The sequence below is a fragment of the Arthrobacter sp. U41 genome, assembly GCF_007679325.1.
In the GTDB taxonomy this organism is placed as follows: Bacteria; Actinomycetota; Actinomycetes; order Actinomycetales; family Micrococcaceae; genus Arthrobacter.
In genome coordinates this window covers 19,993-45,753 of the sequence record NZ_VEGI01000001.1, presented here as the reverse complement: position 1 = coordinate 45,753, position 25,761 = coordinate 19,993, and the positions used below count along the sequence as shown (strand labels likewise).

Below are 25,761 nucleotides of genomic sequence, written 5' to 3'. Positions count from 1 at the left end.
TGGTGTTCAGGGCCACCGCCAGTGGTATCGGTCAGTTAGTGCCGGTAGTGCGGGTTAGCGGGCGGAAACGGTATCCAGCTCCTGCTGCCGTGCGGTCCACGCGGCGTAGCTGCCGTCGAGTTCGACGACGTCGTAGCCGGCGCGGCGCAGGGCGCTGGCCGCGACCGAGTTGCGTACGCCGCTCTGGCAGTAGCTCACGATGGTGCCTTGGGCCGGGAGCTCATCCAGGTGCCACATCACGCGGCCGCCGCTGAGCTGGTAGGAACCCGGAACGTGGCCGGCGGTGTGTTCGGTGCGGTTCCGCACGTCCAGGATCATGGCCGCGTCGAAGCCGTCGAGCTCTTCGGGCTGGATGAGTTTCGGGGTGCTGACGGGCAGGCCCTCGAAGCCGGTGACGTATCCGGCAACCTTGTCGATGCCGACGCGGACCAGGTGGTCCCACATGTCCTGCGCGGCGTCCTGGTCCGGAGCCAGCAGCACCAGCGGGTTCGGATCGGTTTCGGGGTTCACCACCCAGGCGCCGAAGCTCGCCACGGACTTCCCGGCCGGGACGTTCAGGGAACCGGTCACGGTGCCCTGGTGGACCTGGTCATTGGGGCGGGTGTCGATGAACGTCACCTTGTCCGCCGCGAGGTCCTGCGCCACAGTGTTGAGGTCCAGTTCCTGCAGCGGTGCGCGTTCGCCCATCACCGCCGGGCCCTCACGGTTTTCCCGCTTCATCCGGCCGAAGTATGCGTGCGCGTCGGGCTGGCCGTCGAGGAGTTCATCGATGAAACCCTGCTCGTCGTTGGCCGCCAGGTACGGGCCCCACCACGCGTAGAGGCGCTCGTAGCCGACCGTGGAGGACGGGATCGCGCCGAGGGCCTTGCCGCAGGCGCTGCCGGCGCCGTGGGCCGGGTGCACCTGGACATAGTCCGGCAGGGTCAGGAACTTGTCCCGCAGGCTCGCGAACAGCTGCTTCGCCCCCTCGAAGCGGGTGTCCACCCCGCCGGCGGCTTCATCCAGCAGGTCCGGGCGGCCCAGGTCACCGGAGAACACAAAGTCACCCGAGAGCAGGTACCCGGCCTGGTCGCTGAACGCGCCGTCGGTCACCAGGAAGGAGAGGTGCTCCGGGGTGTGTCCCGGGGTGTGCAGTGCCTTGATGGTGATGTTGCCCAGGGTGATCGTGTCGCCGTCGAACAGCCGCTCCCCGTCGAATTCGTACTGCCAGTCCGGTCCGCCTTCGCCGGAAACGTAGATCTTCGCCCCGGTGGCCGCGGCAAGCTCACGCGTGCCGGAGAGGTAATCGGCGTGGATGTGGGTCTCGGTGACCGCCACGATCTTCATGCCATTTTTCGCGGCCAGGGACTGGTACACCGCGATGTCGCGGCGGCCGTCCACTACTACCGCTTCACCCTTGGCCTGGCAGCCGATCAGGTAGCTGGCCTGGGCGAGGTCCTCGTCATAAATGCGTTCCAGAAGCATGTGCTCTCCTTCGTAAAGAGTGGGGGTAACCCCGTCGACTACTAACAATAATAATACCCCGGGGGGTATCCCGCAAGGCGGGTGGCGGCCGGAGCATCCGTCGCCCCTCCCCCGAAATTTCGCCGCGCGGACTTCAGCCGGCGCGCCGGTCAGCCCTGTGGCTGCGCCGCTTGGGCCCGCACGGTGGCCATGTCCAGGTTCTTTACACCCTCGATGACCTGGTCCAGGCCCGAGGCGTTGAGCGCTCCAGGCTGCGAGAAGACGAGGGTCTTGTCGCGGAAGGCCATCAGCGTGGGGATCGAGGTGATTCCGGCGGCAGCCGCCAGGGCCTGTTCGGCCTCGGTGTCCACCTTCGCGAAGATGACGTCGGGGTGCTTCACCGAAGCCGCCTCATAGGTGGGGGCGAACATGCGGCAGGGGCCGCACCAGCCCGCCCAGAAGTCGATCAGGACAATGTCGTTGGTTTCCAGCGTTTCGGCGAGGGTCTTTTCGGTGATGTCGATGGTTGCCATGTCTGGTTCCGTTCCTCCGGGTGGTTGGTCTTCTGGCGGGCTGTTGCCCAGTGGCGGGTCAGGTGGTGGGCAGGCCCGCGCGGGTCCACGCGATCATTCCGCCGTCCATGGTGTCTGCCGTGAAGCCGGCACCGTTGAGGGCATCCGCCACGCGGGCGCTGCGGTTGCCGCTACGGCAGATGGCGATGACCGGAATTTCCGGGTCCAGTTCTGCCAGCCTGGCCTGCAGCTCGCCCATGGGGATGTGGAGCGCGCCGGGAATCATGCCTTCGGCGACTTCGAAGTCCTCGCGGACGTCCAGGAGCTGCGCCTGGTTCCGGCGCTGGTCCGCTTCGGTGATGCTGATTTCTGCCATGGTGATGCCTTTCGTGTCGGGAGTGGGTGGAAGTGGGCGCGTCAGACCGGAGTGGGCTGGATGTCCCGGTTTCGGGTGGTGCGGTTGGACTTGCGCAGCGGGCAGGACCGGACAAAAAGCCAGCAGACGGCCGCCGCGACAACGGCGGTGCCCGCGACCGCCAGGGCGATGGGTCCGCGCAGGTCTACCGGGGCCTGCTGGATGAGGACAAAGGCGCCCATCACCTGCACGAACCAGCCGAAGCCCTTGCGCAGGGCTGCTTCGGGAATGCGGCCGGCGAGCTTGGACCCGATCAGGGTGCCCACTATGGCGGCCGCCGTAACGGCCAGGGTGATCCCCCAGTCCAGCTGCACGGTGGTGAGATAGCCGGCTAGGCCGGCGAAGGACTTCATTGCGATCACCACGAGCGAGGTGCCGACGGCGATTGCCATCGGCAGTCCGCCGAGCAGCGCCAGGGCCGGAACCACCAGGAATCCGCCGCCGGCGCCCACCAGGCCGGTGACCAGGCCGACGACGAGTCCGTCGAGCAGGACCCGGAACAGCGGCAGTTCGGTGTGCTTGGGCGCCCCGGTGTCCGCGTCAGCCTTCTTCTTGCGTCCACGGATCATGGCGATGGACGTGGCCACCATCATGAGGGCAAACGCAATCAGGAGGATCTGTCCTGGGATGTGCCCGCCCAGGAGTCCGCCCACGAAGGCACCGGCCATGCCGGCGGCTCCGAAGAGGAGGCCGGTGCGCCACATCACGCGCCCGGCGCGGGCGTGGCTGACGACACTGACGGCCGAGGTCACCCCGACCACGAAAAGGGACGCGGCAATCGCTTCCTTGGCTTCGAATCCGGCCACATAGACCAGGATGGGCACCGTGAGGATGGATCCGCCGCCGCCGAGCACACCGAGCGAGAGCCCGATGAGCACCGACAGGGCCAGAACGAGAATCAGCGTGGCGGTCATGAGGCCTTGGACTCCGGGGTCACGTCAGCCGCTACAGGAAACCGCAGGATGGCCGATTCGCGGGTCGGCTCCTCAGCGGCCTTGTTCCAAGGCATTGCGGAAATCGCTTTGCCCATGGCACAGGTGTTGGTGGCGGCCGAGAAGGTCAGGCCGGCGCCGATGCCCCCGGCGAGAAGCCGGATTTTAGGTGAGATGAACTTGCCTCCGGCAAGGCCCAGCACGACGAGTGAACCGGCGGCGAGCCGGACCTGGCGCTCCAGGTCCCAGCGTGACTTGCCGCGGACCACGTCTCCGCCCGCTTCGGCAAACCCGGGGGCTCCGCCGGCCAGGACGTACGCGTTGCTGATGCCCGCGCCACCCAGGCGCTGCCGTGCCTGCTCGGCCCGTGCTCCCGACTGGCAGACCAGCACAACGCGGCTGCCCAGGCGGGCGGCGAGCTCATCGGTGTGCTCGGAAAGCAGCGGCAGCGGGACGTTGTAGGAGCCGCGGATGTGCATGTTTTCGAACTCGGCGGCCGAGCGGACATCGATCACGATGAGGTCCTGGTGCTCCTGGAACCAGCTGCGCAGCGTTTCCGGCGCCAGCGAGGTGACGGCCTGTGCGGATTGGGAAGCCTTGGCGGGAGAAGCAGAGGAGGGCGTCATGGGTGTCCTTTCGAGACGGTCTAACAGAGAACTGAATACCCCACCGAGTATTGCAGATACCCCTGGGGGTAGTCAAAAATACCTAGGGGGGTATATTCTTGGGTATAGCCATCCCTAGCTTTGGAGCCCCCATGGACCTTGATTCAGCAGACCTGAAACCCACCATCAACCGACTCAAGCGTGCCCAGGGGCAGCTGGGGGCTGTCATCCGGATGCTTGAGGAGGGCCGTGACTGCAAGGACACCGTGACGCAGCTGGCCGCCGTCTCGAAAGCGCTGGACAGGGCGGGCTTCGCCATCATTGCCAGCGGGCTGGAGCAGTGCGCGGCCCGGAACGACTCCAGCATGGACACCAAGGATCTGGAGAAGCTGTTCCTGTCACTGGCGTGACTCCCCCGCACACAGACGCCACTGCGCCTGCACGGCTTGAGGAGTGCGCCCAGGCCTAATACACGGGATGGGAGAGATGCCCTGGTTGCTCACGAGCCGCCGGTCCAAGCAAGGCCTGCCGGCCGGCCCGACGGCGACGGCGGCGCCGTTCTCACGGCCTGCCGCTAGGTTCCGCAGAACGTCCGGTACGGGCCGAATTCTTTCGGCGCGGCGGTGGCGTAGCGCTCCAGACCAGGCCGTTCGTCATAGGGGCTGGTCACGGCCTCGAGCAGACGGCGGAGCGGGTCCAGATCGCCCCCCGTGGCGGCGTCGAGGGCCTCCTCGACCAGGTGGTTGCGCGGGATGTAAGCCGGGTTGACCCGGTCCATCGCGTCGGCGTCGGGGTTTAGGGCCCTCCAGCGCGCGGCCCACGCATCGAACGCCGCCGTGTCGGTGAAAAGGCTTCGCGCAGGTACCGTATGGCCGCGGGCTGCGGCGCCAAGGCTCCGGAAGAACGATGTGTGGTCAGCGCGGGAAGCCTGCATAAGGCTGAGCAACTCGTCCACGAGCGGCGAGGCCACGTCGTCGTCGAGGCCGTCCGGCAGACCGAGCTTGGCCTGCATACCGGCCGACCACGCTGCGCTGTACTGCCGGCGGAAACCGGCAAGGGCCTCCTGCGCCAGGGCAACCGCCTGCTCCTGCTCATCGTGGAAGAGGGGAAGGAGGGCCTCCGCGAGCCGCGTGAGGTTCCATTCCGCCACCAGGGGCTGGTTGCCGTAGGCGTAGCGTCCGGTCTCGTCGATCGAGCTGTAGACCGCGGCCGGGTCAAAAGCGTCGAGGAAGGCGCAGGGACCGTAGTCAATCGTCTCGCCGGAGATTGTCATGTTGTCGGTGTTCATGACCCCGTGGACGAAACCCACCAGCATCCACTGGGCCACCAGCGCCGCCTGGGCGGCTATCACCGACTGGAACAGCACAAGATAGGGCTGTTCGGCCTCAGCCGCGCCGGGGAAGTGCCGGGCGATCGCATGATCGGCGAGGCGGCGCAGGAGGCTGAGGTCGCCGGTGGCGCGGGCGTACTGGAAGGTGCCGACGCGCAGGTGGCTGCTTGCGACCCGGGTGAGCACCGCACCCGGCAACATGGTGTCGCGGCGCACGGGGCGCCCCGTCGCCACGACGGCCAGGGACCGCGTCGTCGGGATGCCCATGGCGTGCATAGCCTCACTGACGATGTACTCCCGCAGCATCGGGCCGACGACGGCGAGACCGTCGCCGCCGCGGGCGAACGGCGTGCGCCCCGAGCCCTTGAGGTGGACATCGCGAAGATGCCCTTCCGTGTCGGTGATCTCCCCGAGCAGGAGGGCGCGCCCATCACCGAGGCGGGGGGCCAGCCAGCCGAACTGGTGCCCGGCATAGGCCTGCGCCACCGGGGTGGCGCCGCCGGGCACCAGGTTTCCGATCAGGAAACGCACGCCGTCGCTTTCGTGCAGATAGTCAGGATCCAGCCCAAGCTCGGCGGCCAAAGGCTCGTTGAGGACCAGGAGGTGCGGTTCCGGCGCCTCCTCGGCCTGCCAAGGAATGGCCAGCTCCGAAAGCTCCCGGGCAAAGCGTCCGTCAAAGGCGACGGCTGGAGGGGCTGCGGCAGTCATACAACAAGGTTATCCCCGGCACCCTGGCCGGCGTTACCGGGGTGTCACTGCGCCGGCCTGGCGGTGCGCACGAGGAACGGCACGCCGTTACCGGGCCCCGGCGAGGGCCCCCGATGACGCGGCCGCACCCAGCCCCGGCAAGTACGTCGGTCCTAGACTGCTGCCACCATCTCGATCGCGACCGTCTCGATGATCCTGGTCGATGGTTCACCGATCAGGGCCGGCGCTGTCACCCCCGTTTTCCAGGTGTCGTTCTGCAGCCGGCCGAGAAAATCCACGGCCGCAGCCTGAGTATCGAAATCCATCTCGAGCATCACGTAGTCCTCCTGGTCCAGCGGACGCGAGATTCGGTAGGACCGCACCCCGGAGGCGGCACGGTTCAGCGGGTCGCTGTCGAATGCCCTCCTCCACATGCCGAAATCCCGGACCCGGTGTTCGATCTGCAGGGTAATCATGGGGCACTCCTGTCGACAGTTCTAGAAGCCCAACTGTAGGCCTGAAAGGCCCTTCAAAGTAAGGAGCCGGGCCGGAGTGGTTTCCGCATGGATGGGTTCAGGATGTGTCCGGGTTGCCCGCTTGGGGTGGCCGCTGATCGGGTCATCCCCTGCGGGTGATGCTGACCTCCGCGGTGGCGGGATACGTTGCATGGCGGGTGGCGGAGACCGGTTGGCATCGCGTCACCGAGCATCCACCCGCCTCCGCATCCAACCGCCCCAACCCGGAACTGCCTCAGCCCATAACCGCCGCGACCAGATGGAGACATGATCATGGCCGAAGAAGAAACCCCCGTCCTCGACGCACTCGCCGAGATCACCGCCGTATCGATCGACCGCTGCAATCTCGATGACCGTGAGATCATGCTGGCCCGGATCGCGGCGCTCGTGGCGGTGGATGCCCCGCCTGCGTCCTACCTGCTCAACGCCGGTACCGCGAGCGACGTCGGCATCACCCTGGAGGACGTGCAGGGTATCCTCATCGCCGTCGCGCCGGTCGTCGGCACTCCCCGGGTTGTGGCGGCGTCCGGCAACCTCGCCCGCGCGCTGGGCTTCGCCGTCGCGGTGATCGAGGCGGAGCTTGAAGCCGAGCTCAACGCCGAGTCCGGGGACTGACACCGGCCCGACGACGTCCTGCGCCGGCGCGAGGGGTTCGCGTCGCCGGTAAGATTGGTGCAGTGACCCTTCCTGACTTGCGCCCCCAGCCCGTCACCGTATCCGTTGTGCGGACAGTCCAGCCTGGCCGGACCCGGCAGGCCAGCGCCTGGGCCCATGCCGGCCAGGAACTGGCCCGCGAGTGGCCAGGCTATCTCGGGTCCGGCTGGGTACGCTCAGCCGCTGATTCGAACGAATGGCACATGCTGTACCGCTTCGCCGATGCGGGTCTGCTGAACGACTGGGAACAGTCGGACGAACGGCGCTGGTGGATTGACAGCGCGGCGGACCTCGTGGAAGTAACCCAGGTTGAACGGCGGACGGGCATCGAGGGCTGGTTCGCCCAGCCCGGCGATGCCCTTGTCACCGTGCCCGAGACCGTAGTGCCTCCCCGCTGGAAGCAAATGGTCAGTATTTTTCTTCCCTTTTTTCCGCTCAGCCTGCTGGCCAATTTCCTGCTGCACCCGCTGACCGGTGACTGGCCGCTGCCCCTGCAAGTGCTGTTGACCGTCTGCCTCCTCACTCCGCTGATGACCTACATCTTCCTTCCCGTGACCACCAGGCTCCTGGGCCCCTGGCTTCGCAGGAAACGCTGACCACAGCTACGGGCGCTGGAAGAGATTCAGGATGTTTCCCTCGCTGTCCAGGAACCAGGCGGCTTTGCCCATCGGGGTGTCCGCGACCCCGTTTTCAGTTTTCAGGCCCGGAAAGTCGTACTCTTCGAACACCACGCCGCGGCCGCGGAGGTCCTCCACCTCGGCGTCGAAGTTGTCCGTTCCCCAGCCCATCTGGGTGCTTTTCGCGGTACCCGCAAAGTCGCTCCGGTACAGCAGAAATGCTGTACCGTTCCCGCAGCGGTAGATGAGGTTCTCCTCGTCCACGGTGTCCGCGGGCTCCAGCCCCAAAACGTCACGGTAATAGGTCCTCGCCCGGGCGATGTCCTTGGCGGGGAGGACGGCGTTGATTTCAAGATCCTTCAGCATGACTAATTTCTCCCTCGTGATCAGCGTTGATCATCTTTTCGGAAGCCACCCAGCTGCCATCCACACTGCAAAATGATGTGGCCGTCAGGCCGGAGAACCGGGCCGCGTCGTGCAAACCCGGGCCTCGGGTCACTGGCAGTCATCCGTCCCAGCACCGGCGCCGGCCACCCCTGTCAACGCCCGGAAGGTGCTGATGCGCACTATCCTAGGCTTGGGCCCGGCAGAGTCAAGACTGCGCGGAATCCGCCGCCGTCGAGGTATTGGCGCGGTCGGCCGCGGGGTGCTGACGCCGGCTCGCCAGCAGGAAGGGCGCCGCGATCAGCTCGATGACGCCGGCAATCGCCAGCGAGGCGGAATAGCCGTACACATCGGCCGCCCTGCCGAGCAGCGGCTGGACCACGACGCCGCCGCTTGATCCCATCAGCGAGTCGAAACTGAGCACTGTTGCGCGCTGCTTCGACGCGATCATGTCATTCAGGTAGGCCTGGCGCACCGGGGTGCCCGCCGAGGAGACCAGCGCCCAGAGCGCCAGCAGCGCCAGTGCCACCCAGAAAATCCGCGTGAACCCGAGCACCACCAGCAGCAAGGAGCTCACGACGCTGCTCAGGATCAACACGGTCGTCCGCCGGCCGACCAGGCGCCGGATCCGGGGGGCCAGCCAGCCGCCTAGCACCTGGGCGCCGGCCACGATGGCCGCCGCCAGGCCCGCCACCGAGTACGCGCCCGGATCACCAAAAAGCTCCAGCAGGTACGGCTGAAGGGCGTAGAAAACGTAGATCCCGACGCCGGCGCTGAACGGCGCGGCCAGCATCACGTAACGCACCGGCGGGTTTTTCAGTCCGTTCTCAATCGAGGCGGAAAGTACGGCACGGGTCGCACGGAGCGGATGCCCTGAGCGCTCGGGGGTGAACCCGACGTCGCGCATCAGCCAAAAGGCCACGGCGAACATGACCAGCAGCACTCCCACCCGCAGCAGGAACGGCACGCCTAGGTCGGTGGCCTGCGCGATCACGCCGCCGGCGACCGAGCCGGCGAGCATCGCAACGCCGGAGACCATCAGTCCCCTCCCGAGCACCGTCTCCAGCCCGCCCTCATACCCCGAAAACCGCAACGCGTCCACGAGCCAGGCTTCCACCGCTCCGGAGAAGAAGGTGAATCCCAGCCCGAGCAAAACGGACACCACCGCCCACCACCAGAAGGGGGCGGACAGCTGCCAGAGCAGGTAGTAGAGGTACGTGGAGACGGCCAGTGTCGCCGTGCCGAGCAGGAACGACACGCGCCGGCCCCACCCGTCGGCAATCACTCCGGTGGGCACCTCGAACAGGACCATCCCGGCCGTGAAAAAGGCATTTGCCGCAAAAGCCTCCAGATTGCTGAGTCCGGCGTCCAGCAGGAAGAGGGTGTTGATCCCCCAGATGAACGAGGCCGCAAGGGTATTGCCCAGCGTCAGCGTCAGGTAGATGCGCTGGATCTTTCGAGCGGCGGCGTTCATCACCTCGCCGTCCCCGGGGCTAGTGGGGAGCACGTGCCCATTCTCGCCCCCTTTGCCCGGTGCGCGCCAGAGCGGCGGCTAGTTGCGCAGGAGCATCCGGATCGGATCTGGAACATCACCGGCTGCTCAACCGGCGTCGGGCACTCCGGCGTCGGGCACTCCGACGTCGACGCTGACCTGGTCTCCGGCTTCGATTCCTGCTGCGGTCCTGATGGTCTTCTTGACGGGCAGCAGGTAGGAACCGCTCCGGCTGTCCGGGAACAGGGACGTGGACCAGCGGTGTCCGGAGATGGTGGCCGTGATTTTGACGGAGCCGAAGCCCCGGCGGATCGTCAGGGTGTCCTCCCGGACGTCCGCCGCGACCTTCCCTGGAACCGTGAGGAAGTGCCACCCGGCTTCGCCCGGATACAGCCACAGGCGGGCCGTGAAGGTATACCTCAGCACCATGGTCTGATTATTGCAGGATGGCGTTCGCCGCCGGCAAGGTCTCTTCTTCGCTAGAGTGAGCCGCCGGCGGCTTCCGGTGTGCCGGTGTCCTCGGGCGGTCCGCCGTGGCCGCCTCCGTGGCCGTGATGGCCGCCGTGCCCTCCTCCCCCGTGCTGGCCGGCGTCTCCCACCCGTTCTCGGGCCAGGAAGGTCTCGACGTCGAAAAGGTTGTCTGCCCGGCGGGCGACGTTGAGCAGCGTGGACATCGATGCGACCTCCTCCACCTGCTCCTTAAGGAACCACAACATGAACTGTTCACCCAGGGGGTCGTTTTCCGCCCGGGCCGCGGCGAAAAGTTCCTTGATGCGGTCCGTGACCTCAACCTCCTGGGCGAGGGCAAGGACCAAGGGTTCCTCTGCCGATGTGAAGTCGTTCCGGACCGGGTCAATCCCCGGGATGGTGATCTTGATACCGCGGTCCAGGATGTAGCGCACCATCATCATGGCGTGGTTCCGCTCCTCCAGGGACTGGCGGTAGAAGTGCTTGGCCAGCTGGGGAAGGTCCTGCCCGTCGAACCAGGCGGCGATGGCGATGTACTGCTGCGACGCTGCGAACTCGTTGCCGACCTGGCGGGTCAGCAGCTCGTTGAATTGTGGGCTCATGGTGCTCTCCTCAAGTCAGTGTTCAAGGTGTGGACCTGGGGCGCCAAGGTTCTGCCGGATCAAGGTTGTGCGCAGTCCGGAAATGCCGGAGGGCCTGTAACGAGCGTGCTCCGCGTTGGATCCCTGCGTCAAGGCCGTTTCTCTACCCTGACGCTGATTGCATGAACCGGATCATGTGCCGTTTCCACCGTCTGTTGACACGAGCAGTTGGGGGTCTGATGCTGGGCTGATCCGGTATTGCCGGCCCTCCGGCGGGGCAGTCAGCAGCAAGCAGGTGGACCAGGCCCGTCGTCATGCTTTTCGACGCAGAGATAAGAACACCGCAGGGATAACAATGAGGAGCACCCCATGCATATAGACATGCCGACCCGGTACGACCTGGAACGCCTGGCGGCCGCACGCGATCCGCACAGCGTCACCGTCTATCTTTCGACGAGCAGCGTCCCGGCCGATTCGGAGAAGAATCAGACCAAAGCGCGTTCTTTGTTCGGTTCTGCCGTCAAGCAACTGCAGGAGGGCGGCGACAAGGAATCCGTCGCCGCCGTAGAGGCGTTTCTCCACGAGCTGTTGGAGTCCCCGGAGTTCTGGTTCGACATGGGCCGCAGTCTGGCCATCTTCGCGACGCCGACGTCGATTCTTGAGTTCCGTCTGCCCAACGACCTCGAGGACCACGTGAGTGTGACTGACCGGTTCGCCATCACACCGCTCCTTCGCGCCTCAACCTTCCCGAACGCGGCGCTTGTGCTCGCGATCTCGCAGAACGGGGCGCGGCTCGTGGAAGTCTCGGCCGACCGGCCGGCCGAAGAAGTCACGGTCCCGGGGATGCCGCGCGATGCAGCGAGTGCCGTGGGGCTCGATTCGATCGGCGGCCGCGCCCCCTCCGGGCGGCTGCAGGGCGACGAGGGACGGAAGGTGCGGCTGACCCAGTACGCCCGGTCCGTCGACCAAGTGCTGCGTCCGATGTTGAACGGACAGTCCTTGCCGCTGGTGATCGCTGCGGCGGAGCCGCTGAGGAGCATCTACCGCAATCTCACGGGATACGCACACGTCGCTGCTGAGGCCATCGAGGGGAATCCCGACGAACTGACCCCGACCCAGTTGGCGGACGCCGCGCGCGGTGTGCTGGACCGAATCTACGCGGCCGATCTTGTGGCTTTGAAATCGACATTTGAAGAGCGTCGCACCAACGGCCGCGCGGCGACGGACCTCAGCGATCTGGCCCGGGCCGCTGCCTTCGGCGCGGTGGAGACGCTTGTTGTGGACATGGACGCCGTGGTCAACGGTTCGGTCGGGGACGACGGCGCACTCACCCTGGACGCGGACGCGGGCAACGATGTGATCGAGGAAATCGCCCGGCGGGCACTCGGAACAGGTGCCCGGGTTCTTGCCGTGCGCCAATCCGACATGCCGGAGAAGGCGCAGGCCGCCGGAATTCTTCGCTACGCCGTCTGACACATGGACAGGTCCGGACCGGGCACACCACCCCGCGGCGTGACGGCGGCGGTCGCCACGATGATGCGCCGGGGCGGCGTCCCGGGCCTGTCGATGGCCGTGGTGAATCGGGAGGGGACGCTCCTCGCTGCCGGGTACGGCCTCGCCAACCGCGCAGCGAACACGCGGGCGACCGCCTCGACGTCGTATCTGTGGTTCTCCATGTCCAAGATTGTGACCGCGACAGCTGCGCTCCGGCTCGTGGACGAGGGCCGCCTCGATCTGAAGGCCCCGGCCGAGGAGTATGTCGGGTACCTCCACGCGCAGGGGACGACGCCGCCGAGTGTTGGCCAGTTACTCAACCACACCGCCGGTTTCGGCAACCCGATGCCCGTGCGCTGGGTCCACCCGGCCGGCGCGGATCCGCCGGATCCCGGGGCGCTGCTCCGGCGCCTCATGAGCAGGCGCCGTGCCAACCGCCGCCCGGCCGGGCAGAGCGCCAGGTACTCCAACGTCGGGTACCTTGCCGCCGGAGAGGTCATCGCCGCCGCGGCAGGGGTGCCCTTCGAGGCGTATATCCGGCAGTCCGTCCTGCATCCTGCGGGCATGGAACACACCGGGTTCCGCTATGGAGACGGTGCGGACAAAGCGACCGGGTACGTCAAGGCGCCCCGGATCGTGGACCCCGTGCTGCGCGGCCTGCTGCCAGGCGGGATCGCCGGAGACCGCCACGGGCCATATCTGTCACTGAACCCGTTCTACGTGGACGGGCCCGCCTACGGCGGACTGGTGGGCGACGTTTTGGACGCCGGCAGGTTCCTTCGCCTGCACCTGCGCGACGGCGAGCTCGACGGCGTCCGGGTCCTCTCCGCCCACACCGCCCGACGCATGCGCTCCATTGACCAGGCCGGCAAGCCCTTCGACCACGGAACCGGGTGGTTTCGCCGGCCCACCAAGACCAACGCAAACTGGGTGGAGCATTTCGGCGCCGGCGCGGGCTTCTGGAACGTCATGCGCCTTTATCCCGACCGCGGTCTGGGCGTCGTCGTGATGAGCAACAGCACCCGCAGGTACAACTTCGAACCGCTCTTCGCGCTCCTGGCATCGGCGTCGTGGCACTCATCGCCGTCGGTCTAATCGCCGCCCCCTTAATCGCAGTCGGTCACCGCGTCGTCGGCCCTCCGTCACCGGCGTCAACAAATGTGGACGGCGCTCAACGGCGCCGGTCCAGCGCCTCAAGGAGCCGCCTGACCGAACCGCCGAGGTTCCAGTCATCCGCAAGACGCTCCAGCTCGGCGCGAGACTCGCCGGCGACAGGGCGCAGTTCCGCGCCGGCCTCCTCGAGCGTGGGCAGCTCGAGGTCGCGGACAACACCCACGACGGCGGGAGCGACCGCAAGATAGTCCGCGGCCGCAGCGAGCTTCGACCGCACGGACGCTGGCAGTCCGCTTCCAGCGTCCGCCGCCTCCGCGAGCAGCCCGTCAAGCGTGCCGTACTCCCCCAGCAGGGATGCGGCGGTCTTCTCACCGATGCCGGGGACACCGGGAAGTCCGTCGGAGGTGTCGCCGCGGAGGGTCGCGTAGTCGGCGTACTGGGCGGGCAGGACGCGGTACTTTTCGACGACCACCGCGTCGGTGAGGACTTCGAGGTTCTTCATGCCGCGCGCGGTGTAGACCACCCGGACCTGACGGGCGTCGTCGACCACCTGGAAGAGGTCGCGGTCCCCCGTCACGACGTCGACGGGAAACCCGGCGTGGCTGGCATAGGTGCCGATGACGTCGTCGGCCTCATGGCCGGCGGCCCCCACGACGGCGATGCCCGCGAGGTCGAGCACCCTGCGGATCATAGGGATCTGTCCCGTGAGCGCGTCCGGCACAACCTCGACGTCGGGGGCACCCTTAACGACCTCGGCGACCCGGTGTGACTTGTACGTCGGGATAAGGTCCACCCGCCACTGCGGCCGCCAGTCGTCGTCCCAGCACGCCACGAGGTGCGTGGCGTCGTAGTCGACGGTCAGCCGGGCGATCATGTCGAGCAGGCCGCGCACGGCGTTCACCGGCGTGCCGTCGGCGCGGCGGATCGTGTCGGGCACACCGTAGAAGGCGCGGAAGTACAGTGACGCGGTGTCGAGCAGCATCAGTCGATGGGACATAACTGATCCTGACACGGCTGTGCCTCTTCGCGCTGGACCCTCACCGTTTTGTGTTGAGGATCGCCGGGCATTTTCTAGGGACATCCGGGGAACAACGCCCTACGATTCAGCCATGAAGCAAGAGACGTGGAAGAAGTATTCCGAGTGGCCCCTCGTCGGTGCGGCCTTCCTTTTCCTGGCGGCGTATTCCATTCTGATCATCGCGGAACCGCCAGCCCCCTACGCGGATGCCCTGCTCATTGTCATCTGGACAACATGGGCTGCCTTCGGCGTCGACTACGTCGTGAAACTACTACTGGCTCCCCGGCCGGGTCGATGGTTCATCCGCCATCCTTTTGAGTTGCTGGTGGTGGTACTTCCGGTGATGCGCCCATTGCGGCTCCTGCGGCCATTCTCCTTGCGTCAAGTCATGGACCGGGCCCCCGGCACGGCCATCAGGGCGCGCGTCATGGCCTACGTCATTGCGTCCGCCGTCATTCTTGTCTACACCGTGGCCCTGAGCGTTCTCAGCTTCGAAAAGGGCGCCGAGAACGCGAATATCACCACGATGGGTGATTCCCTGTGGTGGGCGATGGTCACCATCACCACCATTGGTTATGGCGAGTTTTATCCCGTCACCGTCCTTGGTCGTTGGGCTGCCGCCGCCCTGATGATCGGCGGCTTCGTCGTCTTGAGTATGGTCACGGCCACCGTGTCTTCCTGGCTGGTGGAAAGCGTGGCTGCGGCAGCGGATGCGAGGACACGAGCCAGCCAATCCGCAAGCAGCGAGGAGCTCGCCCGGCTAACGGAGCAGATCGAGAGGCTCCATCACCGGCTGGCCCTGGGCCCGGAGGAAACCGGCCGTAGCCACACGGACATCAATCCACGTAAGGAACCAGGTTAGGGGCAGCAATGGAGCCGGCGCGCGGGCGGCGCGTCAGCACCGAGGGTGCCCCCGCGGTGCGTTGACGATTGGGCGCTGCAGGGCCAGAATCGCAGTGTGACGGCGGTCGAGATACGCGACTAAGCGGCCATGTTGATGAGCACGGAGCCAAGGCGCCTTTGCGCGCTCAGCCGGGACCGGCACCGGGCACTTAGTGCCGGTGGCGGTCCCTGACGTAAGTGGGAGGTCGACGATCATGGTTGAGACCAAAGTCAAGCACCCGAGTGTCGAGGAACGTCTTGCGAACGGCAAAGGATGCCGGGACCAGACGCCTGTCACCAGCCACACAGGGTGGACTCGCGCCGCCGACCGCCCCGATCCGGTCGCATTGCTCGAGGAACAGAACCGCACCCGGGAACAGGACCTGGTGCCGGTGCGTCACGGCCGGATGCTGGTCTCGCCATTCACGTTTTACCGCGGTGCGGCCAAGATTATGGCGGCCGACCTGAAAGACACCCCCCGGGCTGGCCTGGTGACCCAGCTGTGCGGGGACGCCCACCTGTCCAACTTCGGCGTCTTCGCCTCACCGGAACGGACCCTGCTGTTCGACCTCAACGACTTCGACGAGACACTTCCCGGCCCGTTCGAGTACGACGTCAAACGCATGGCCGCGAGCTTCACCATCGCGGCGCGGAACAACGCGTTCACCGCGGAAGAAACACGCGATGTCACCGTCGCCGCTGTGCGGGCGTACCGCGAGGCAATGGCTGAGTTCGCGCAGATGGGGACCCTGGACATCTGGTATGCCCGTCTGTCCGAGGAGCAGCTGATGGAAACCATCGACCTGGCCGTGGCAAGCCAGAAGGGCAAGGCCCTCAAGAAGGCTGCCCAAGGCTTGGGAAAGACGGCACGGCAAAACGTCGCAAAGGCCCACACCCGTGACAGCCTGCAGGCGCTTTCCAAGCTCGCCGAGCGCGTGGACGGGAAGTACCGGATCGTCAGCCAGCCGCCAATCGTCATCCCGGTCCGGGAGCTGGGTGAGTCATACGGCATGTCCGGGGATAAAGTCCAGCGTGTCATTCGTTCGCAGCTTCGTTCCTACCGGGCCACGTTGCCCGACGACCGGCGTATCCTGCTGGAGCGCTTCGAAGTCATCGACGTCGCACGCAAGGTGGTGGGAGTCGGCAGCGTCGGCACCCGGGCGTTCATCGCCTTGCTCCAGGGACGCGACGAGCAGGATCCACTGTTCCTGCAGGTCAAGGAGGCCACGAGATCAGTGCTCGAGGACCACTTGCCGAAGAGCCGCTACAAGCAGCCCGGCGAGCGTGTGGTGCAGGGCCAGCGGATGATGCAGGCGGCGAGCGACATCTTCCTCGGGTGGACGAAGGGGGAACAGGACAATCGGTATCTGTACTGGCGCCAGCTGCGTGACATGAAGGGCTCAGCCGTGGTGGAGACGATGAAACCGATGGGCATGACGCTCTATGCACACGTCTGCGGATGGACGCTCGCCCGTGCCCACGCACGGTCAGGCGATCCGATCGCGATCGCCGCTTACCTGGGCAAGAGCGACAAGTTCGACCGGTCGATCACCGACTTCTCCGACCGCTACGCCGACCAGAACGAACAGGACTACCAGGCCTTTGCCGACGCGGTCCGTACAGGCCGGCTGGCAGCAACCGACGCCATTTAGGCATCGCCGCGCCGCCGGCAAGCGCCCGGGGCAGGGCGGCGCCGCCGGTACGGCTACCGGATTCGGTACAAGGTCAGTGGCCGGGCGGCAGCGGCGGGACCTGGTCATCCTTGCCGACGTTCTGAATGCCGACCGGTTCGCCCGGGCGGGTGTTGGACTTCCTGGTGATCAGCCAGGTGATGAACCACAGCACGACGCCGATCGCCATCAGGCCCCCGGCGATCTGGTACTGGATGACGGGCCGGCCGACCCACGGACCGGCGAGGAAGGCACACAGCAGGGCCGCAACCACCGGAAGCTGCCCGGGCGAGGTGAAGAACACCTTGCGGCTGGGGTCCCGCTTGCCCCGGAGCACCAGACAGGCCACATTCACCACGGTAAAGACGCACAGCAGCAGGAACGCCGTCGTACCCGAGAGGTTCGCCACGACGTTGCTGTCCGGGTCGCTGGTGACGTACCAGATGAGTCCCAGCGCGAGGACGGTTGAGAAGACGATGCCGGCCCACGGCGTGCGGCGCACCGGGAGAACCCTTCCGAGCTGCCGCGGCAGGACATGCTGGCGGGCCATGCCGTAAATAAGGCGGCTGGCCATCAACATGTTGATCAACGCGGTGTTGGCAACGGCGAAGACCGCCAGGAACGGAAAGACCTTGTCGATCGGGAAGTCAGGTGAGCCCTTGTGCACCACTTCGAGGAGCGCGGCGCCTTCGGCCTCCCTGATCCCTTCGAGTTCGGTGGGCGAGAGCACGGTGACCACGGACACCGCCACCAGCATGTAAAGGACCACCGCGACGCCGAGACCGGTCAGCATGGTCCGGGGGAAGATCCGCTCGGGATTCTGGGTCTCCTCCACCATGTTGACCGAGTCCTCGAAACCCACCATGGCAAAGAACGCGATGGAGGTGGCTGCAGTGACTGCCAGGAACAGGCCCTTGTCCTGGGAGTCCGTGAAGACCGTGACCTCCGCCAGGTTCCCGGTTCCTTGGGCCATCACATAGAAGCCGACGCCGATCACAATGCACAGCGCGGTCATTTCGATGAGGGTGAGCACCACGTTGAACTTCACGCTCTCGCCCACGCCGCGCAGGTTGATCGCCGCCAGCAGCAGCATAAAGCCCATGGCGACGGCGGTGATCGCTCCCTCTCCCGGCATTTCCATCCAGCCGTTGATCACCAGGCCTCCAAAGAGGTTCTGGGCGAGGACGTTCGCGGATGTCGAGGCGCTGGTGATGCCGGAGCAGACGACGGCGAACGCAACCAGGAACGTCACGAAGTGGATCCCGAACGCCTTGTGGGCGTAGAGCGCTGCACCGGCTGCCTGCGGGTACTGGGTGACAAGCTCAAGGTAGGAGAAGGCGGTCAGCGTCGCGACGATGAACGCGAGCAGGAACGGCAGCCAGACGAGACCGCCAACCGTGCCGGCCATGGTTCCGGTGACGGCATAGACACCGGCGCCGAGGATGTCGCCGACGATAAAGAGGAGCAGGAGCTTGGGTCCCAGGACCCGCTTGAGTTCCGGTTCGTCACCTTCGGGAGTTGCGTCGAACACCTTGTCTTCAGTTGTGCTCATGGGTGACCTCCAAGCAGCTGCGCGGGTCCCTGAGAAGCCGCGCCGGACCCGACATTGACGTGATCTACCTCACCTTGGACCTCTGGAGTCGCTTTGGCAACAACCTGTGTCCGGAACCGCCGGACCCAACTAGGCTGGGTCACACGCGATAGACAGGAGGCTGAGGTGGCTGAAACGACGGTGGCCGAGGTGACGGCGGCCGAGGTGTTGGCCGAGCTGGCCGCGCTCGAGGACCCGAAGGCCCGCGCAGTGAACGAGAAACACGGCGACAATCACGGTGTGAACCTCAGCAAACTGCGCGCGATCGCGAAGCGGCTGAGGACACAGCAGGAACTCGCGCGCCAGCTCTGGGCGACGGGTGACACGGCGGCGCGCTTGCTCAGCATCCTGATCTGCCGCCCGAAGGCGTTCGAGCGGAGCGAGCTGGACGTCATGTTGCGCCAGGCCCGCACCCCCAAGGTGCACGACTGGCTGGTGAATTACGTGGTGAAGAAGAACCAGCACGCCGAGGAGCTGCGCCTTGCCTGGTTCGCCGACCCGGATCCGGTAGTGGCGAGCGCCGGTTGGGCACTGACCACCGAACGCGTGGCGAAGAACCCGGAGGGCTTGGACCTTCCCGGGTTGCTCGATGTCATCGAGGCGGAAATGAAGGACTCCCCGGACCGCCTGCAGTGGGCAATGAACCACTGCCTGGCTCAGATCGGGATCGAGCACGCGGAGCAGCGCGCCCGGGCACTCGCCGTCGGTGAGCGTCTGCAGGTGCTCAAGGACTACCCGACTCCCCCGGGCTGCACGTCTCCCTTCGCGCCCGCCTGGATTAACGAGATGGTGCGCCGGCAGCAGGATCAGTAGGGCGCGTCCCGCCACGCCGGCCCCCTGGGAGATGGCTTGGATTTTCTACTGACGCGCGGAGCGGCATTCGCTAAACTCAGGTTTTTACGGTCCATCAACCCGACGGTTCGCCCAGACGGACAGGCCGCAGGGCTGAGCAGAGAGGCCAGCCATGGACTTCGCGCCGGAAAATGAGAATTCGCTGAATCCCTTTCCCCACTACGGGCGGATGAGGGAGGCTGCACCCGTCTTCCACGACGAGCAATCGGGGACCTGGCATGTCTTCCGGTACGACGACGTGCAGCGGGCGCTCTCCGAACATGCCAGGTTTTCCTCCCGGATGGGCGGCGACGATCCGTCCGAGACTGGTCAGCTGTTCGCGGCCAGCCTGATCACCACCGACCCGCCGCGGCACCGGCAATTACGCTCGCTGGTCACCCAGGCGTTCACGCCGAAAGCCGTGGACGCGCTCGCTCCCCGCATCTCAACGCTCACGGATGAGCTGCTGGAGGGAATCTCGTCCCACGGCACAGCAGACCTGATCCAGGCATTGGCCTACCCGCTGCCGGTCATCGTGATCTCGGAACTTATGGGCATAGCCGCCGAGGACCGTGACCGCTTCAAGCAGTGGTCCGATGTCATTGTCAGCCAGACGCGGGCCGGCGGGACGGACGAGGACCACCACGCCACCAACATGGAAATGACCGGATACTTCCTGAACCTGATCGAGGAGCGCCGGAGCCGGCCCGGGAACGATCTGATCAGCAATCTGCTCTCCGCCGAGATTGACGGGCAGAAACTGAGTGTGGCCGAGCTGCTGGGCTTCTGCAGCCTGCTGCTCGTCGCCGGCAATGAAACAACCACTAATCTGATTGGCAATGCCGTTCTCAGCTTCACCGAAGTGCCCGGCACCATCGAGCGCCTCCTGGCGGAGCCATCACTTCTTCCTCAGGCCATAGAAGAAGTGCTCCGCTTCCGCTCGCCCGTTCAGTCGATGTACCGCGTGACGGTTGCAGACACAACCCTGGGCGAGGTTCACATTCCGGCCGGCGCCCCGCTGGTGGCCTGGATCGGCTCCGCGAACCGCGACGAGCGACAGTTCCAGCACCCTGACCGGTTCGACGTCGACAGGGGCCAGATCCGGCATCTGGCGTTCGGCCACGGCATTCACTTCTGCCTGGGTGCCCCGTTGGCCAGGCTCGAGGCAAAGATCGCACTGGAAGCCGTCCTGTCCCGGCTCCCCGGGCTGGCCCTGGCCCCGGGAGCACAGCTTGAACGGATGGACAGCACCATCGTCTACGGCTTGAAGTCGCTCCCTGTCAGCTGGCAGGCGGCCTGAGCCGGACGAACCAGGCAGGGCCACTATCCACACGTTGGCTGGGGGCTGCGGAATGGTCAGTAGATAACTACTTTGGTTGCGGGTAGGAACGGAGCTCAAATGTGTCGCCGTAGACGGACCAGCTGAACGGCGGAATGAGCTCAAGGTTGCCAGCTTCCAGGAGTCCGTAGTGGATGTCCTGGCGCCCGTTCCGCTGGTAGTCACCCCAGCTCCTAAGGATCCTCACCCTTGCGTCCACCACGGCGGCGAGGTACTTGGACTCGTCCCCGCCCTGGGCCGGGGGGCGCCGCGCCCGCCGTGCCGCGGCCAGGATGCCGCCGAACGACTCCTCATCGTCCCCAGGGCCGTGGTTGACCGATACGTCGTAGTAGATCGCAAGCCCCAGCGGCCCGACCCCGTCCCGGGCTGCCTCTTCCAGCGCCGGCCGCCAGTAGACCCGGTCCCGTTCCTCCTGCTGGGCCCGCTGGAAGGCAGGGTCACCCGCCGCCGACCTCCAGTCCGCCACGAAGGACGGGTCCAACAGCCGATGGCTCAGCGCAGGCCGGTCTTCGTAGGCTGCGTCCATGATTTGCTCCAACAGCGGCAGGTGCTGCCGCAACGGATTTCCCGGGGCGGATTTTGTGTACGCCTGCAAAAGCTCGAGCATGTCACCGGTGCCGCTGCACCAGCCCACCAGCCCGGCGGTGTAGCCCCGTCCGTCACCGATGTCCTCGATGTAGCCATAAGAGGTAGTCCAGTCAGGAGTAGAGTTCTCGGCGGTGGACGTGAGCTGGAGCGCAATCTCCTTGTTTACCGGATCCGCGATATCGGCCCGGGCCCGGGCCTGTTCACTGACCTGCCGGCCCCGTCGTCCCCAAAATCGGCCCGGCATCAGACCTCCCGAAGTAGTCGTGACTCCGGGCCTGGCAACCCGCCAGCCACCGTAATAGTCAATGTCCGGGGCCTGTGACGACCTTATTGCGTTCGGATTCGTGCGCGCCGCCCTTCTTCGCCAGGGTGGAGCACGCCTCCTCGATGTCCCGGGCGAGCGTGTCGACGTGCTCCCGGCTCATCGTTTCCTTCACCAGGGCCCGCATGATCGTCACGTCCTGGGCGTTCGGCGGCAGGGTGTAGGCCGGCACCATCCAGCCGCGCTCGGCCGAGAGCTGCCAGGCAATGTCGAACTCGTTGTACCCGGTGTCGGCCGCGAGCCGGAACGCGACCAGGGGAAGCTGCTCCGCGTCGGGGCCGATGATCTCAAACCGGCCCATGGCCTCCAGCTTCTCGGCGAGGACGCGGGCGTTGGTCTGCATGTTCTGCATGATGTAGGTGTAACCGGCACGGCCGTAGCGCACGAAGTTGTAGTACTGGGCAAGAACCATCGACGAGCCGGTGGAGAAGTTCAGGGTGAACGTCGAGTCGGTCTTGCCGAGGTAGTTCTCCTCGAAGACGAGGTCCTTGGCCAGGTCGGCCTTCTCCCGGAAGATCAGCCAGCCGATGCCGGGATAGACCAGTCCGAACTTGTGCCCGGAGACATTGATCGAACGGACCTGCTCGAGCCGGAAGTCCCATTTGGAATCCGGGTAGAGGAAGGGCCAGACAAATCCTCCGCTGGCCCCGTCCACGTGCAGCGGCACATCAAGGCCCCGCTCACGCTTGATCCGCAGCAGCAGGTCGTTGATGCCGACGATGTCGTCTTTGTGACCGGTGAACGTCGTGCCCAGCACGGCTGCGACGCCGATGGTGTTCTCGTCCACATGGGCCTGCACGTCGTCCGGGCCGATGGTGTATTTCCCGGGCTGCAGCGGCACGATGCGCGGCTCGACGTCGAAGTAGCGGCAGAACTTCTCCCACACGACGTGCACGTCGCCGCCGAACACCAGGTTCGGGCTCGACGTCGACGCACCGGCGGCCTCGCGGCGCTTGCGCCAGTTCCACTTCAGGGACAGCCCGCCGAGCATGATCGCCTCGGAGGATCCCTGAGTTCGGGCTCCCGTCGTCTCGCCCGGAGCGTGGAAGAGGTCGGCGAGCATCCGGATGCAGCGTTGCTCGATCTCGGCCGTGCGGGGATATTCGGCGTGGTCGATGAAATTGCGGTGCAGGTTCGCGGCGATGATCTGCTGGGCCTGCGGCTCCATCCATGTCGTCACGAATGTCGCCAGGTTGCGGGCCGGATCACCTTCCAGCGCCAGGTCCTCAGACACCAGCCGCAAAGCGTCCTGAGCGGGAATGCCGGTCTCCGGGAACACCCGGCTCGGAACTTCCTGGGTGACGAATCGGTTGCCGAACAGCGCCACGTCGGCATCCGTCGGCTGAGAATTTACTGACATCACTTCTCCTTCAGAAACTGTTGCAAAGGGGTTACGGAAGAGTTCCCGGGTCCGCAGGAACCGTGGCGTCGGTGGATCCCGGACTAAGCATCAGAACCGCGCCGGTGAGGAAGAACAGGGCTCCCACGAGTGTGCCGAGATTGGCCAGCCCGGCGTTCCAGACATCGCCGCTCGACGGTAGGACAAAGGCCGCGACAGCAGAGACGCCGAACGCAACAGAGCCGGCAACGTTGATCACGCCGATCTTCCACGTCCGAGGCCTCGGCATGCCGGCAATGGCGCCGCGACCGGCATACCGCAACGCCACAGCGCTTGATGCAAGGAAGGCGACTGAACCGAGAGCGTCGGGTCGCCACACCCGTTGCTCGGCGAGCGCCGCACTGAGGTTGACCAGTAGCGCGTTCGCCGTACTCCAGTTGAACCACAGCGTGCCGGCAAGTTGAAGCGCGCAAGCGAGCCAGACGAGATTCCGCGGCGCCCATACCCAAAACGATTGGCGCCGCGTGGCACCCACGGCCGGGAGCGCGTCAACGGCTTCGCGGTACTGCAGGAACGCCGCACAGGTGAAGAACAGCGAACCGACGAAGAACGTGACTCCACACCAGTGCAATCCCACGGCCTCGGCGTAGAACGGTACCGCCCCCAGGGCGAACAGACTCGAGCCAATGATGAACAGCCAGGCGATCCACCGGTCCCGTGCCGTCAAAGGGCCCGCGCTCGAGATCTCAGCTGCATGGTCGGTCCTCGAATCGGCCCGCTGTTGGCCGACGCCGACATCGTCAGGCGCCACGGACGCCGTCGGGCCCGGGACGGGGAGCACATTGGTGATCACGAAGGCCACCGCCACGGCCACCACCACCTGGGGTGTTACCGCCACACCGTCCACTCCCATCAGCAGCGTGGCCAGCAGCGTCGACGTCAACGGCAGCCGCAGCATCGCTGCGCACATGGCTCCCATGCCCATGCCGATCCCTGCCGCGAGATTCATTCCGGGCAACCCGCTCGCGGCAATACCGAGCGCCGCACCGATAAACATCGACGGGAACACCGGCCCGCCACGAAATGCGCTTAACGAGAGTCCATAGACCAAGGTCTTACAAGCGATCAGCAGGACCAGCACCGCAAGCGGGTAGTCTGCGGCCTGTTCCACCAGCTCCGGAAGCGCGTCCTGCCCCGAGAACAACACCTGCGTGAAGCTGCGCCCGGAGATCAACTGGTACACCATCGCGGTAAGACCGATCAGCAGGCCGAGCGCAGACGTCACCAACACCCGGTTCAGATGCACGACCGGACGCAGCGACAGCGCGACCCAGCGGATCAGCCATCCCAACAGCGCGCCGACCGCGCCCATGACCACCGCCCAGCCCAACGTCGCCAACGTCGGCGGCACCGCCGGCGGCACCACCGGCAGCGCGAGCGAGAAGCTGCCCAATCCGGTCCAGCCGTCCAGGCCGACGAACACCAGCGCCCCGACGCCGGAAGCGAGCAATCCGGGCAGGGCCACCAGGCTCAGCGTCATTCCCCCGATCCCTGCGGCCTCCATGATCAGGAATGCACCGAGCACGGGAGACCCGAGCAGGGTGCTGATCGCCGCGAAGCTGCCGGCCGACGCCATGATCGTCAGGGCCATCGGCGGAGCGTCCTTCTTCACCAGGTGCACCGTCAACGCCCCGAGGCCACCACCGATCGCGATCAGCGGCCCCTCAGGCCCGAGCACCGCGCCCAGGCTGAGCGTGGCCAGCGCCGCGAGGACTATGCCCCCGAGCTCCCGGCCAGCGGGCGGACCGCCGCCCGTCTTGAATCCGAAAGCGGGTGAGTGGCCGCCGTTTCCCGGCAGATACCGGATGGTCAACGCCGTCAATAGCCCACACAGCGCCAACCATGGAACCGGCCACCACGCAGGAGGAGCACCCCCGAGGACTTGATTCGGCAGCCCGTCGAAGACGAACCGCTGAAGCGCCGCGACGAAAGCGAGAAAACCGTACGCAATGATCGAGACGGGAACGCCCAGGATCGCTGCAAGCACGAGCGCGGCGAGGTAAGGCCTGGAACGAATCACGACCATCGGATCGATCCCTGGCGACGACGCGGCGGGCTCGCTCATTTCCGACGACATGTCCGCCAAGCTAGCGTTTCGAGTCGGGACAGTCATCACCCAATGCGGGTGAAAGGGAACCTAGGCACACCGATGCCCAGAACCCTCGGACTTCCTCGGCTATGAGGACTTGGGCCGCGCGCGTACGTGCATCCGCTCGCCCTGCTGTCCGAACAGGCTGATGAACTCGACGGGTCTGCCGTCAGCGCTGGCGAACCAGTGCGGCGTACGGGTGTCGAATTCCGCGGCTTCGCCGGGGCGAAGTTCAAAGTCCTTGTCGCCCAGCACCAGGCGCAGCCGTCCGTTGAGGATGTAGAGCCATTCATAGCCTTCATGAACCCGCGGGTCGGGCTCTGCCCCGCGGGCATCGCCCGCGAGCACCATCTTGAAGGCCTGCAGCCCACCCGGGCGGCGCGTGAGGGGAACAGCCGTCATGTCACCGTGGGTGATGGGCTGGAGGTGGATCCTGGGATCCCCGGTCAGCGGGGCGCCCACCAGATCATCGAGGGGAACACCGTACATCCTCGCGAGGGGCAGCAGGATTTCGAGGTTTGGCCTGCGTTGGCCGGACTCAAGGCGGGACAGGGTGCTCACCGACACTCCGGATGCAGAGGACACGTCTCCGAGGGTGAGGTTCCGTTCGGTACGGAGTGCCCGAAGCCGGGGGCCGACCGCCCCGAGGACATCGTCAAGTTCGTTAGCCATACCCTCACTTTGCCATAACGGCAATAGACTTTGTCAAAACTGATTCATGCGAGGGAGGCTGGTGTCACCGCCACAGGACACTGGCGGGGAACTTTCAGGACACGACGAAGGACACATC

At 66.0% G+C, this 25,761-nt stretch carries 26 protein-coding genes; 9 read left to right on the top strand and 17 right to left on the bottom strand.

Features of this window, described 5'->3' with window-relative positions; all coding sequences use genetic code 11:
* Positions 1-54: 54 nt before the first annotated feature.
* The 5 genes from FS787_RS00215 to FS787_RS00195 form a co-directional block, all read right to left on the bottom strand.
* Positions 55-1,464, bottom strand: coding sequence for a rhodanese-like domain-containing protein (locus FS787_RS00215; protein WP_144669999.1), 1,410 nt, complete (start codon positions 1,462-1,464; stop codon positions 55-57).
* 149 nt (positions 1,465-1,613) lie between these two features.
* Complete coding sequence (locus tag FS787_RS00210) at positions 1,614-1,976, bottom strand: co-chaperone YbbN (RefSeq protein WP_144669998.1); 363 nt, start codon at positions 1,974-1,976, stop codon at positions 1,614-1,616.
* A 58-nt stretch (positions 1,977-2,034) separates the two neighbouring features.
* Entirely contained in the window at positions 2,035-2,331 is a 297-nt protein-coding gene (locus FS787_RS00205; protein WP_144669996.1) for a rhodanese-like domain-containing protein, read from the bottom strand.
* 41 nt (positions 2,332-2,372) lie between these two features.
* Positions 2,373-3,284, bottom strand: coding sequence for a sulfite exporter TauE/SafE family protein (locus FS787_RS00200; protein WP_144669994.1), 912 nt, complete (start codon positions 3,282-3,284; stop codon positions 2,373-2,375).
* Positions 3,281-3,928, bottom strand: coding sequence for a rhodanese-like domain-containing protein (locus FS787_RS00195; RefSeq protein ID WP_144669992.1), 648 nt, complete (start codon positions 3,926-3,928; stop codon positions 3,281-3,283). Before FS787_RS00195 ends, FS787_RS00200 begins: the two co-directional genes overlap by 4 nt.
* Positions 3,929-4,059: 131 nt before the next feature.
* Between FS787_RS00195 and FS787_RS00190 the strand changes: the two genes are divergently transcribed.
* Complete coding sequence (locus tag FS787_RS00190) at positions 4,060-4,317, top strand: metal-sensitive transcriptional regulator (protein WP_144669990.1); 258 nt, start codon at positions 4,060-4,062, stop codon at positions 4,315-4,317.
* A 164-nt stretch (positions 4,318-4,481) separates the two neighbouring features.
* Here FS787_RS00190 and FS787_RS00185 read toward each other — a convergent pair whose 3' ends face one another.
* Together FS787_RS00185 and FS787_RS00180 are read right to left on the bottom strand one after the other, a co-directional pair.
* Positions 4,482-5,945, bottom strand: a complete 1,464-nt coding sequence (locus FS787_RS00185) for a YdiU family protein (RefSeq protein ID WP_144669988.1) — start codon at positions 5,943-5,945, stop codon at positions 4,482-4,484.
* Between the two features lie 152 nt (positions 5,946-6,097).
* Positions 6,098-6,400, bottom strand: coding sequence for a hypothetical protein (locus tag FS787_RS00180; protein WP_144669986.1), 303 nt, complete (start codon positions 6,398-6,400; stop codon positions 6,098-6,100).
* 312 nt (positions 6,401-6,712) lie between these two features.
* Here FS787_RS00180 and FS787_RS00175 point away from each other — a divergent pair, with 312 nt between their 5' ends.
* The gene (locus tag FS787_RS00175; RefSeq protein ID WP_144669984.1) at positions 6,713-7,054 is read left to right on the top strand and encodes a carboxymuconolactone decarboxylase family protein; all 342 of its coding nucleotides are present in this window, start codon (positions 6,713-6,715) and stop codon (positions 7,052-7,054) included.
* Positions 7,055-7,116: 62 nt separating this feature from the next.
* Positions 7,117-7,689, top strand: a complete 573-nt coding sequence (locus FS787_RS00170) for an antibiotic biosynthesis monooxygenase (RefSeq protein ID WP_260982319.1) — start codon at positions 7,117-7,119, stop codon at positions 7,687-7,689.
* A gap of 6 nt (positions 7,690-7,695) precedes the next feature.
* Here FS787_RS00170 and FS787_RS00165 read toward each other — a convergent pair whose 3' ends face one another.
* From FS787_RS00165 to FS787_RS00150, 4 genes are all read right to left on the bottom strand, one after another.
* Positions 7,696-8,076, bottom strand: coding sequence for a VOC family protein (locus FS787_RS00165; protein ID WP_144669982.1), 381 nt, complete (start codon positions 8,074-8,076; stop codon positions 7,696-7,698).
* Positions 8,077-8,302: 226 nt separating this feature from the next.
* Positions 8,303-9,568 (bottom strand): MFS transporter, encoded by a 1,266-nt coding sequence (locus FS787_RS00160; protein ID WP_144671770.1) that lies wholly within the window; start codon positions 9,566-9,568, stop codon positions 8,303-8,305.
* Between the two features lie 126 nt (positions 9,569-9,694).
* A complete protein-coding gene (locus FS787_RS00155; RefSeq protein WP_144669980.1) occupies positions 9,695-10,015 on the bottom strand; it encodes a DUF1905 domain-containing protein in 321 nt (106 codons plus the stop codon).
* 50 nt (positions 10,016-10,065) lie between these two features.
* The gene (locus FS787_RS00150) at positions 10,066-10,656 is read right to left on the bottom strand and encodes a ferritin (protein ID WP_144669978.1); all 591 of its coding nucleotides are present in this window, start codon (positions 10,654-10,656) and stop codon (positions 10,066-10,068) included.
* Positions 10,657-11,004: 348 nt separating this feature from the next.
* On the opposite strand from FS787_RS00150, the gene FS787_RS00145 reads away from it, so the two are divergent.
* Both FS787_RS00145 and FS787_RS00140 read left to right on the top strand, forming a co-directional pair.
* Entirely contained in the window at positions 11,005-12,108 is a 1,104-nt protein-coding gene (locus FS787_RS00145; protein ID WP_144669976.1) for a hypothetical protein, read from the top strand.
* 3 nt (positions 12,109-12,111) lie between these two features.
* Positions 12,112-13,224 (top strand): serine hydrolase, encoded by a 1,113-nt coding sequence (locus tag FS787_RS00140; RefSeq protein ID WP_144669974.1) that lies wholly within the window; start codon positions 12,112-12,114, stop codon positions 13,222-13,224.
* 76 nt (positions 13,225-13,300) lie between these two features.
* Here FS787_RS00140 and FS787_RS00135 read toward each other — a convergent pair whose 3' ends face one another.
* Positions 13,301-14,239, bottom strand: coding sequence for a 5'-3' exonuclease (locus FS787_RS00135; protein ID WP_186329054.1), 939 nt, complete (start codon positions 14,237-14,239; stop codon positions 13,301-13,303).
* Between the two features lie 112 nt (positions 14,240-14,351).
* On the opposite strand from FS787_RS00135, the gene FS787_RS00130 reads away from it, so the two are divergent.
* Entirely contained in the window at positions 14,352-15,122 is a 771-nt protein-coding gene (locus FS787_RS00130; protein WP_144669970.1) for a potassium channel family protein, read from the top strand.
* 235 nt (positions 15,123-15,357) lie between these two features.
* A complete protein-coding gene (locus tag FS787_RS00125) occupies positions 15,358-16,794 on the top strand; it encodes a DUF2252 domain-containing protein (RefSeq protein ID WP_144669968.1) in 1,437 nt (478 codons plus the stop codon).
* A 73-nt stretch (positions 16,795-16,867) separates the two neighbouring features.
* Here FS787_RS00125 and FS787_RS00120 read toward each other — a convergent pair whose 3' ends face one another.
* Positions 16,868-18,364 (bottom strand): APC family permease, encoded by a 1,497-nt coding sequence (locus FS787_RS00120; protein ID WP_144669966.1) that lies wholly within the window; start codon positions 18,362-18,364, stop codon positions 16,868-16,870.
* Between the two features lie 165 nt (positions 18,365-18,529).
* Between FS787_RS00120 and FS787_RS00115 the strand changes: the two genes are divergently transcribed.
* Together FS787_RS00115 and FS787_RS00110 are read left to right on the top strand one after the other, a co-directional pair.
* Complete coding sequence (locus FS787_RS00115; protein ID WP_186329053.1) at positions 18,530-19,216, top strand: DNA alkylation repair protein; 687 nt, start codon at positions 18,530-18,532, stop codon at positions 19,214-19,216.
* Between the two features lie 208 nt (positions 19,217-19,424).
* Complete coding sequence (locus FS787_RS00110; protein ID WP_260982318.1) at positions 19,425-20,534, top strand: cytochrome P450; 1,110 nt, start codon at positions 19,425-19,427, stop codon at positions 20,532-20,534.
* Positions 20,535-20,601: 67 nt separating this feature from the next.
* Here FS787_RS00110 and FS787_RS00105 read toward each other — a convergent pair whose 3' ends face one another.
* The 4 genes from FS787_RS00105 to FS787_RS00085 form a co-directional block, all read right to left on the bottom strand.
* Positions 20,602-21,405 carry a chitosanase gene (locus FS787_RS00105; RefSeq protein WP_144669964.1) on the bottom strand — a complete coding sequence of 268 codons (804 nt, stop codon included), beginning with the start codon at positions 21,403-21,405 and terminating at the stop codon, positions 20,602-20,604.
* A gap of 58 nt (positions 21,406-21,463) precedes the next feature.
* Entirely contained in the window at positions 21,464-22,843 is a 1,380-nt protein-coding gene (locus FS787_RS00100; RefSeq protein WP_144669963.1) for a glutamate decarboxylase, read from the bottom strand.
* A 31-nt stretch (positions 22,844-22,874) separates the two neighbouring features.
* Entirely contained in the window at positions 22,875-24,959 is a 2,085-nt protein-coding gene (locus FS787_RS18065; RefSeq protein ID WP_260982317.1) for a chloride channel protein, read from the bottom strand.
* Between the two features lie 99 nt (positions 24,960-25,058).
* Positions 25,059-25,643 (bottom strand): helix-turn-helix domain-containing protein, encoded by a 585-nt coding sequence (locus FS787_RS00085; RefSeq protein WP_144669962.1) that lies wholly within the window; start codon positions 25,641-25,643, stop codon positions 25,059-25,061.
* Positions 25,644-25,761: the final 118 nt, after the last annotated feature.

What these genes read in the sequence shown, in the direction of transcription:
- FS787_RS00180 (WP_144669986.1), bottom strand. Translation starts at nt 6,400, where the DNA reads ATGATTACCCTGCAGATCGAACACCGGGTCCGGGATTTCGGCATGTGG.
- FS787_RS00110 (WP_260982318.1), top strand. Translation starts at nt 19,425, where the DNA reads ATGAGGGAGGCTGCACCCGTCTTCCACGACGAGCAATCGGGGACCTGG.
- FS787_RS00195 (WP_144669992.1), bottom strand. Translation starts at nt 3,928, where the DNA reads ATGACGCCCTCCTCTGCTTCTCCCGCCAAGGCTTCCCAATCCGCACAG.
- FS787_RS00145 (WP_144669976.1), top strand. Translation starts at nt 11,005, where the DNA reads ATGCATATAGACATGCCGACCCGGTACGACCTGGAACGCCTGGCGGCC.
- FS787_RS00130 (WP_144669970.1), top strand. Translation starts at nt 14,352, where the DNA reads ATGAAGCAAGAGACGTGGAAGAAGTATTCCGAGTGGCCCCTCGTCGGT.
- FS787_RS00215 (WP_144669999.1), bottom strand. Translation starts at nt 1,464, where the DNA reads ATGCTTCTGGAACGCATTTATGACGAGGACCTCGCCCAGGCCAGCTAC.
- FS787_RS00100 (WP_144669963.1), bottom strand. Translation starts at nt 22,843, where the DNA reads ATGTCAGTAAATTCTCAGCCGACGGATGCCGACGTGGCGCTGTTCGGC.
- FS787_RS00160 (WP_144671770.1), bottom strand. Translation starts at nt 9,568, where the DNA reads ATGAACGCCGCCGCTCGAAAGATCCAGCGCATCTACCTGACGCTGACG.
- FS787_RS00165 (WP_144669982.1), bottom strand. Translation starts at nt 8,076, where the DNA reads ATGCTGAAGGATCTTGAAATCAACGCCGTCCTCCCCGCCAAGGACATC.
- FS787_RS00200 (WP_144669994.1), bottom strand. Translation starts at nt 3,284, where the DNA reads ATGACCGCCACGCTGATTCTCGTTCTGGCCCTGTCGGTGCTCATCGGG.
- FS787_RS00120 (WP_144669966.1), bottom strand. Translation starts at nt 18,364, where the DNA reads ATGAGCACAACTGAAGACAAGGTGTTCGACGCAACTCCCGAAGGTGAC.
- FS787_RS00085 (WP_144669962.1), bottom strand. Translation starts at nt 25,643, where the DNA reads ATGGCTAACGAACTTGACGATGTCCTCGGGGCGGTCGGCCCCCGGCTT.
- FS787_RS18065 (WP_260982317.1), bottom strand. Translation starts at nt 24,959, where the DNA reads ATGTCGTCGGAAATGAGCGAGCCCGCCGCGTCGTCGCCAGGGATCGAT.
- FS787_RS00150 (WP_144669978.1), bottom strand. Translation starts at nt 10,656, where the DNA reads ATGAGCCCACAATTCAACGAGCTGCTGACCCGCCAGGTCGGCAACGAG.
- FS787_RS00140 (WP_144669974.1), top strand. Translation starts at nt 12,112, where the DNA reads ATGGACAGGTCCGGACCGGGCACACCACCCCGCGGCGTGACGGCGGCG.
- FS787_RS00205 (WP_144669996.1), bottom strand. Translation starts at nt 2,331, where the DNA reads ATGGCAGAAATCAGCATCACCGAAGCGGACCAGCGCCGGAACCAGGCG.
- FS787_RS00155 (WP_144669980.1), bottom strand. Translation starts at nt 10,015, where the DNA reads ATGGTGCTGAGGTATACCTTCACGGCCCGCCTGTGGCTGTATCCGGGC.
- FS787_RS00105 (WP_144669964.1), bottom strand. Translation starts at nt 21,405, where the DNA reads ATGCCGGGCCGATTTTGGGGACGACGGGGCCGGCAGGTCAGTGAACAG.
- FS787_RS00135 (WP_186329054.1), bottom strand. Translation starts at nt 14,239, where the DNA reads ATGTCCCATCGACTGATGCTGCTCGACACCGCGTCACTGTACTTCCGC.
- FS787_RS00175 (WP_144669984.1), top strand. Translation starts at nt 6,713, where the DNA reads ATGGCCGAAGAAGAAACCCCCGTCCTCGACGCACTCGCCGAGATCACC.
- FS787_RS00125 (WP_144669968.1), top strand. Translation starts at nt 15,358, where the DNA reads ATGGTTGAGACCAAAGTCAAGCACCCGAGTGTCGAGGAACGTCTTGCG.
- FS787_RS00190 (WP_144669990.1), top strand. Translation starts at nt 4,060, where the DNA reads ATGGACCTTGATTCAGCAGACCTGAAACCCACCATCAACCGACTCAAG.
- FS787_RS00185 (WP_144669988.1), bottom strand. Translation starts at nt 5,945, where the DNA reads ATGACTGCCGCAGCCCCTCCAGCCGTCGCCTTTGACGGACGCTTTGCC.
- FS787_RS00210 (WP_144669998.1), bottom strand. Translation starts at nt 1,976, where the DNA reads ATGGCAACCATCGACATCACCGAAAAGACCCTCGCCGAAACGCTGGAA.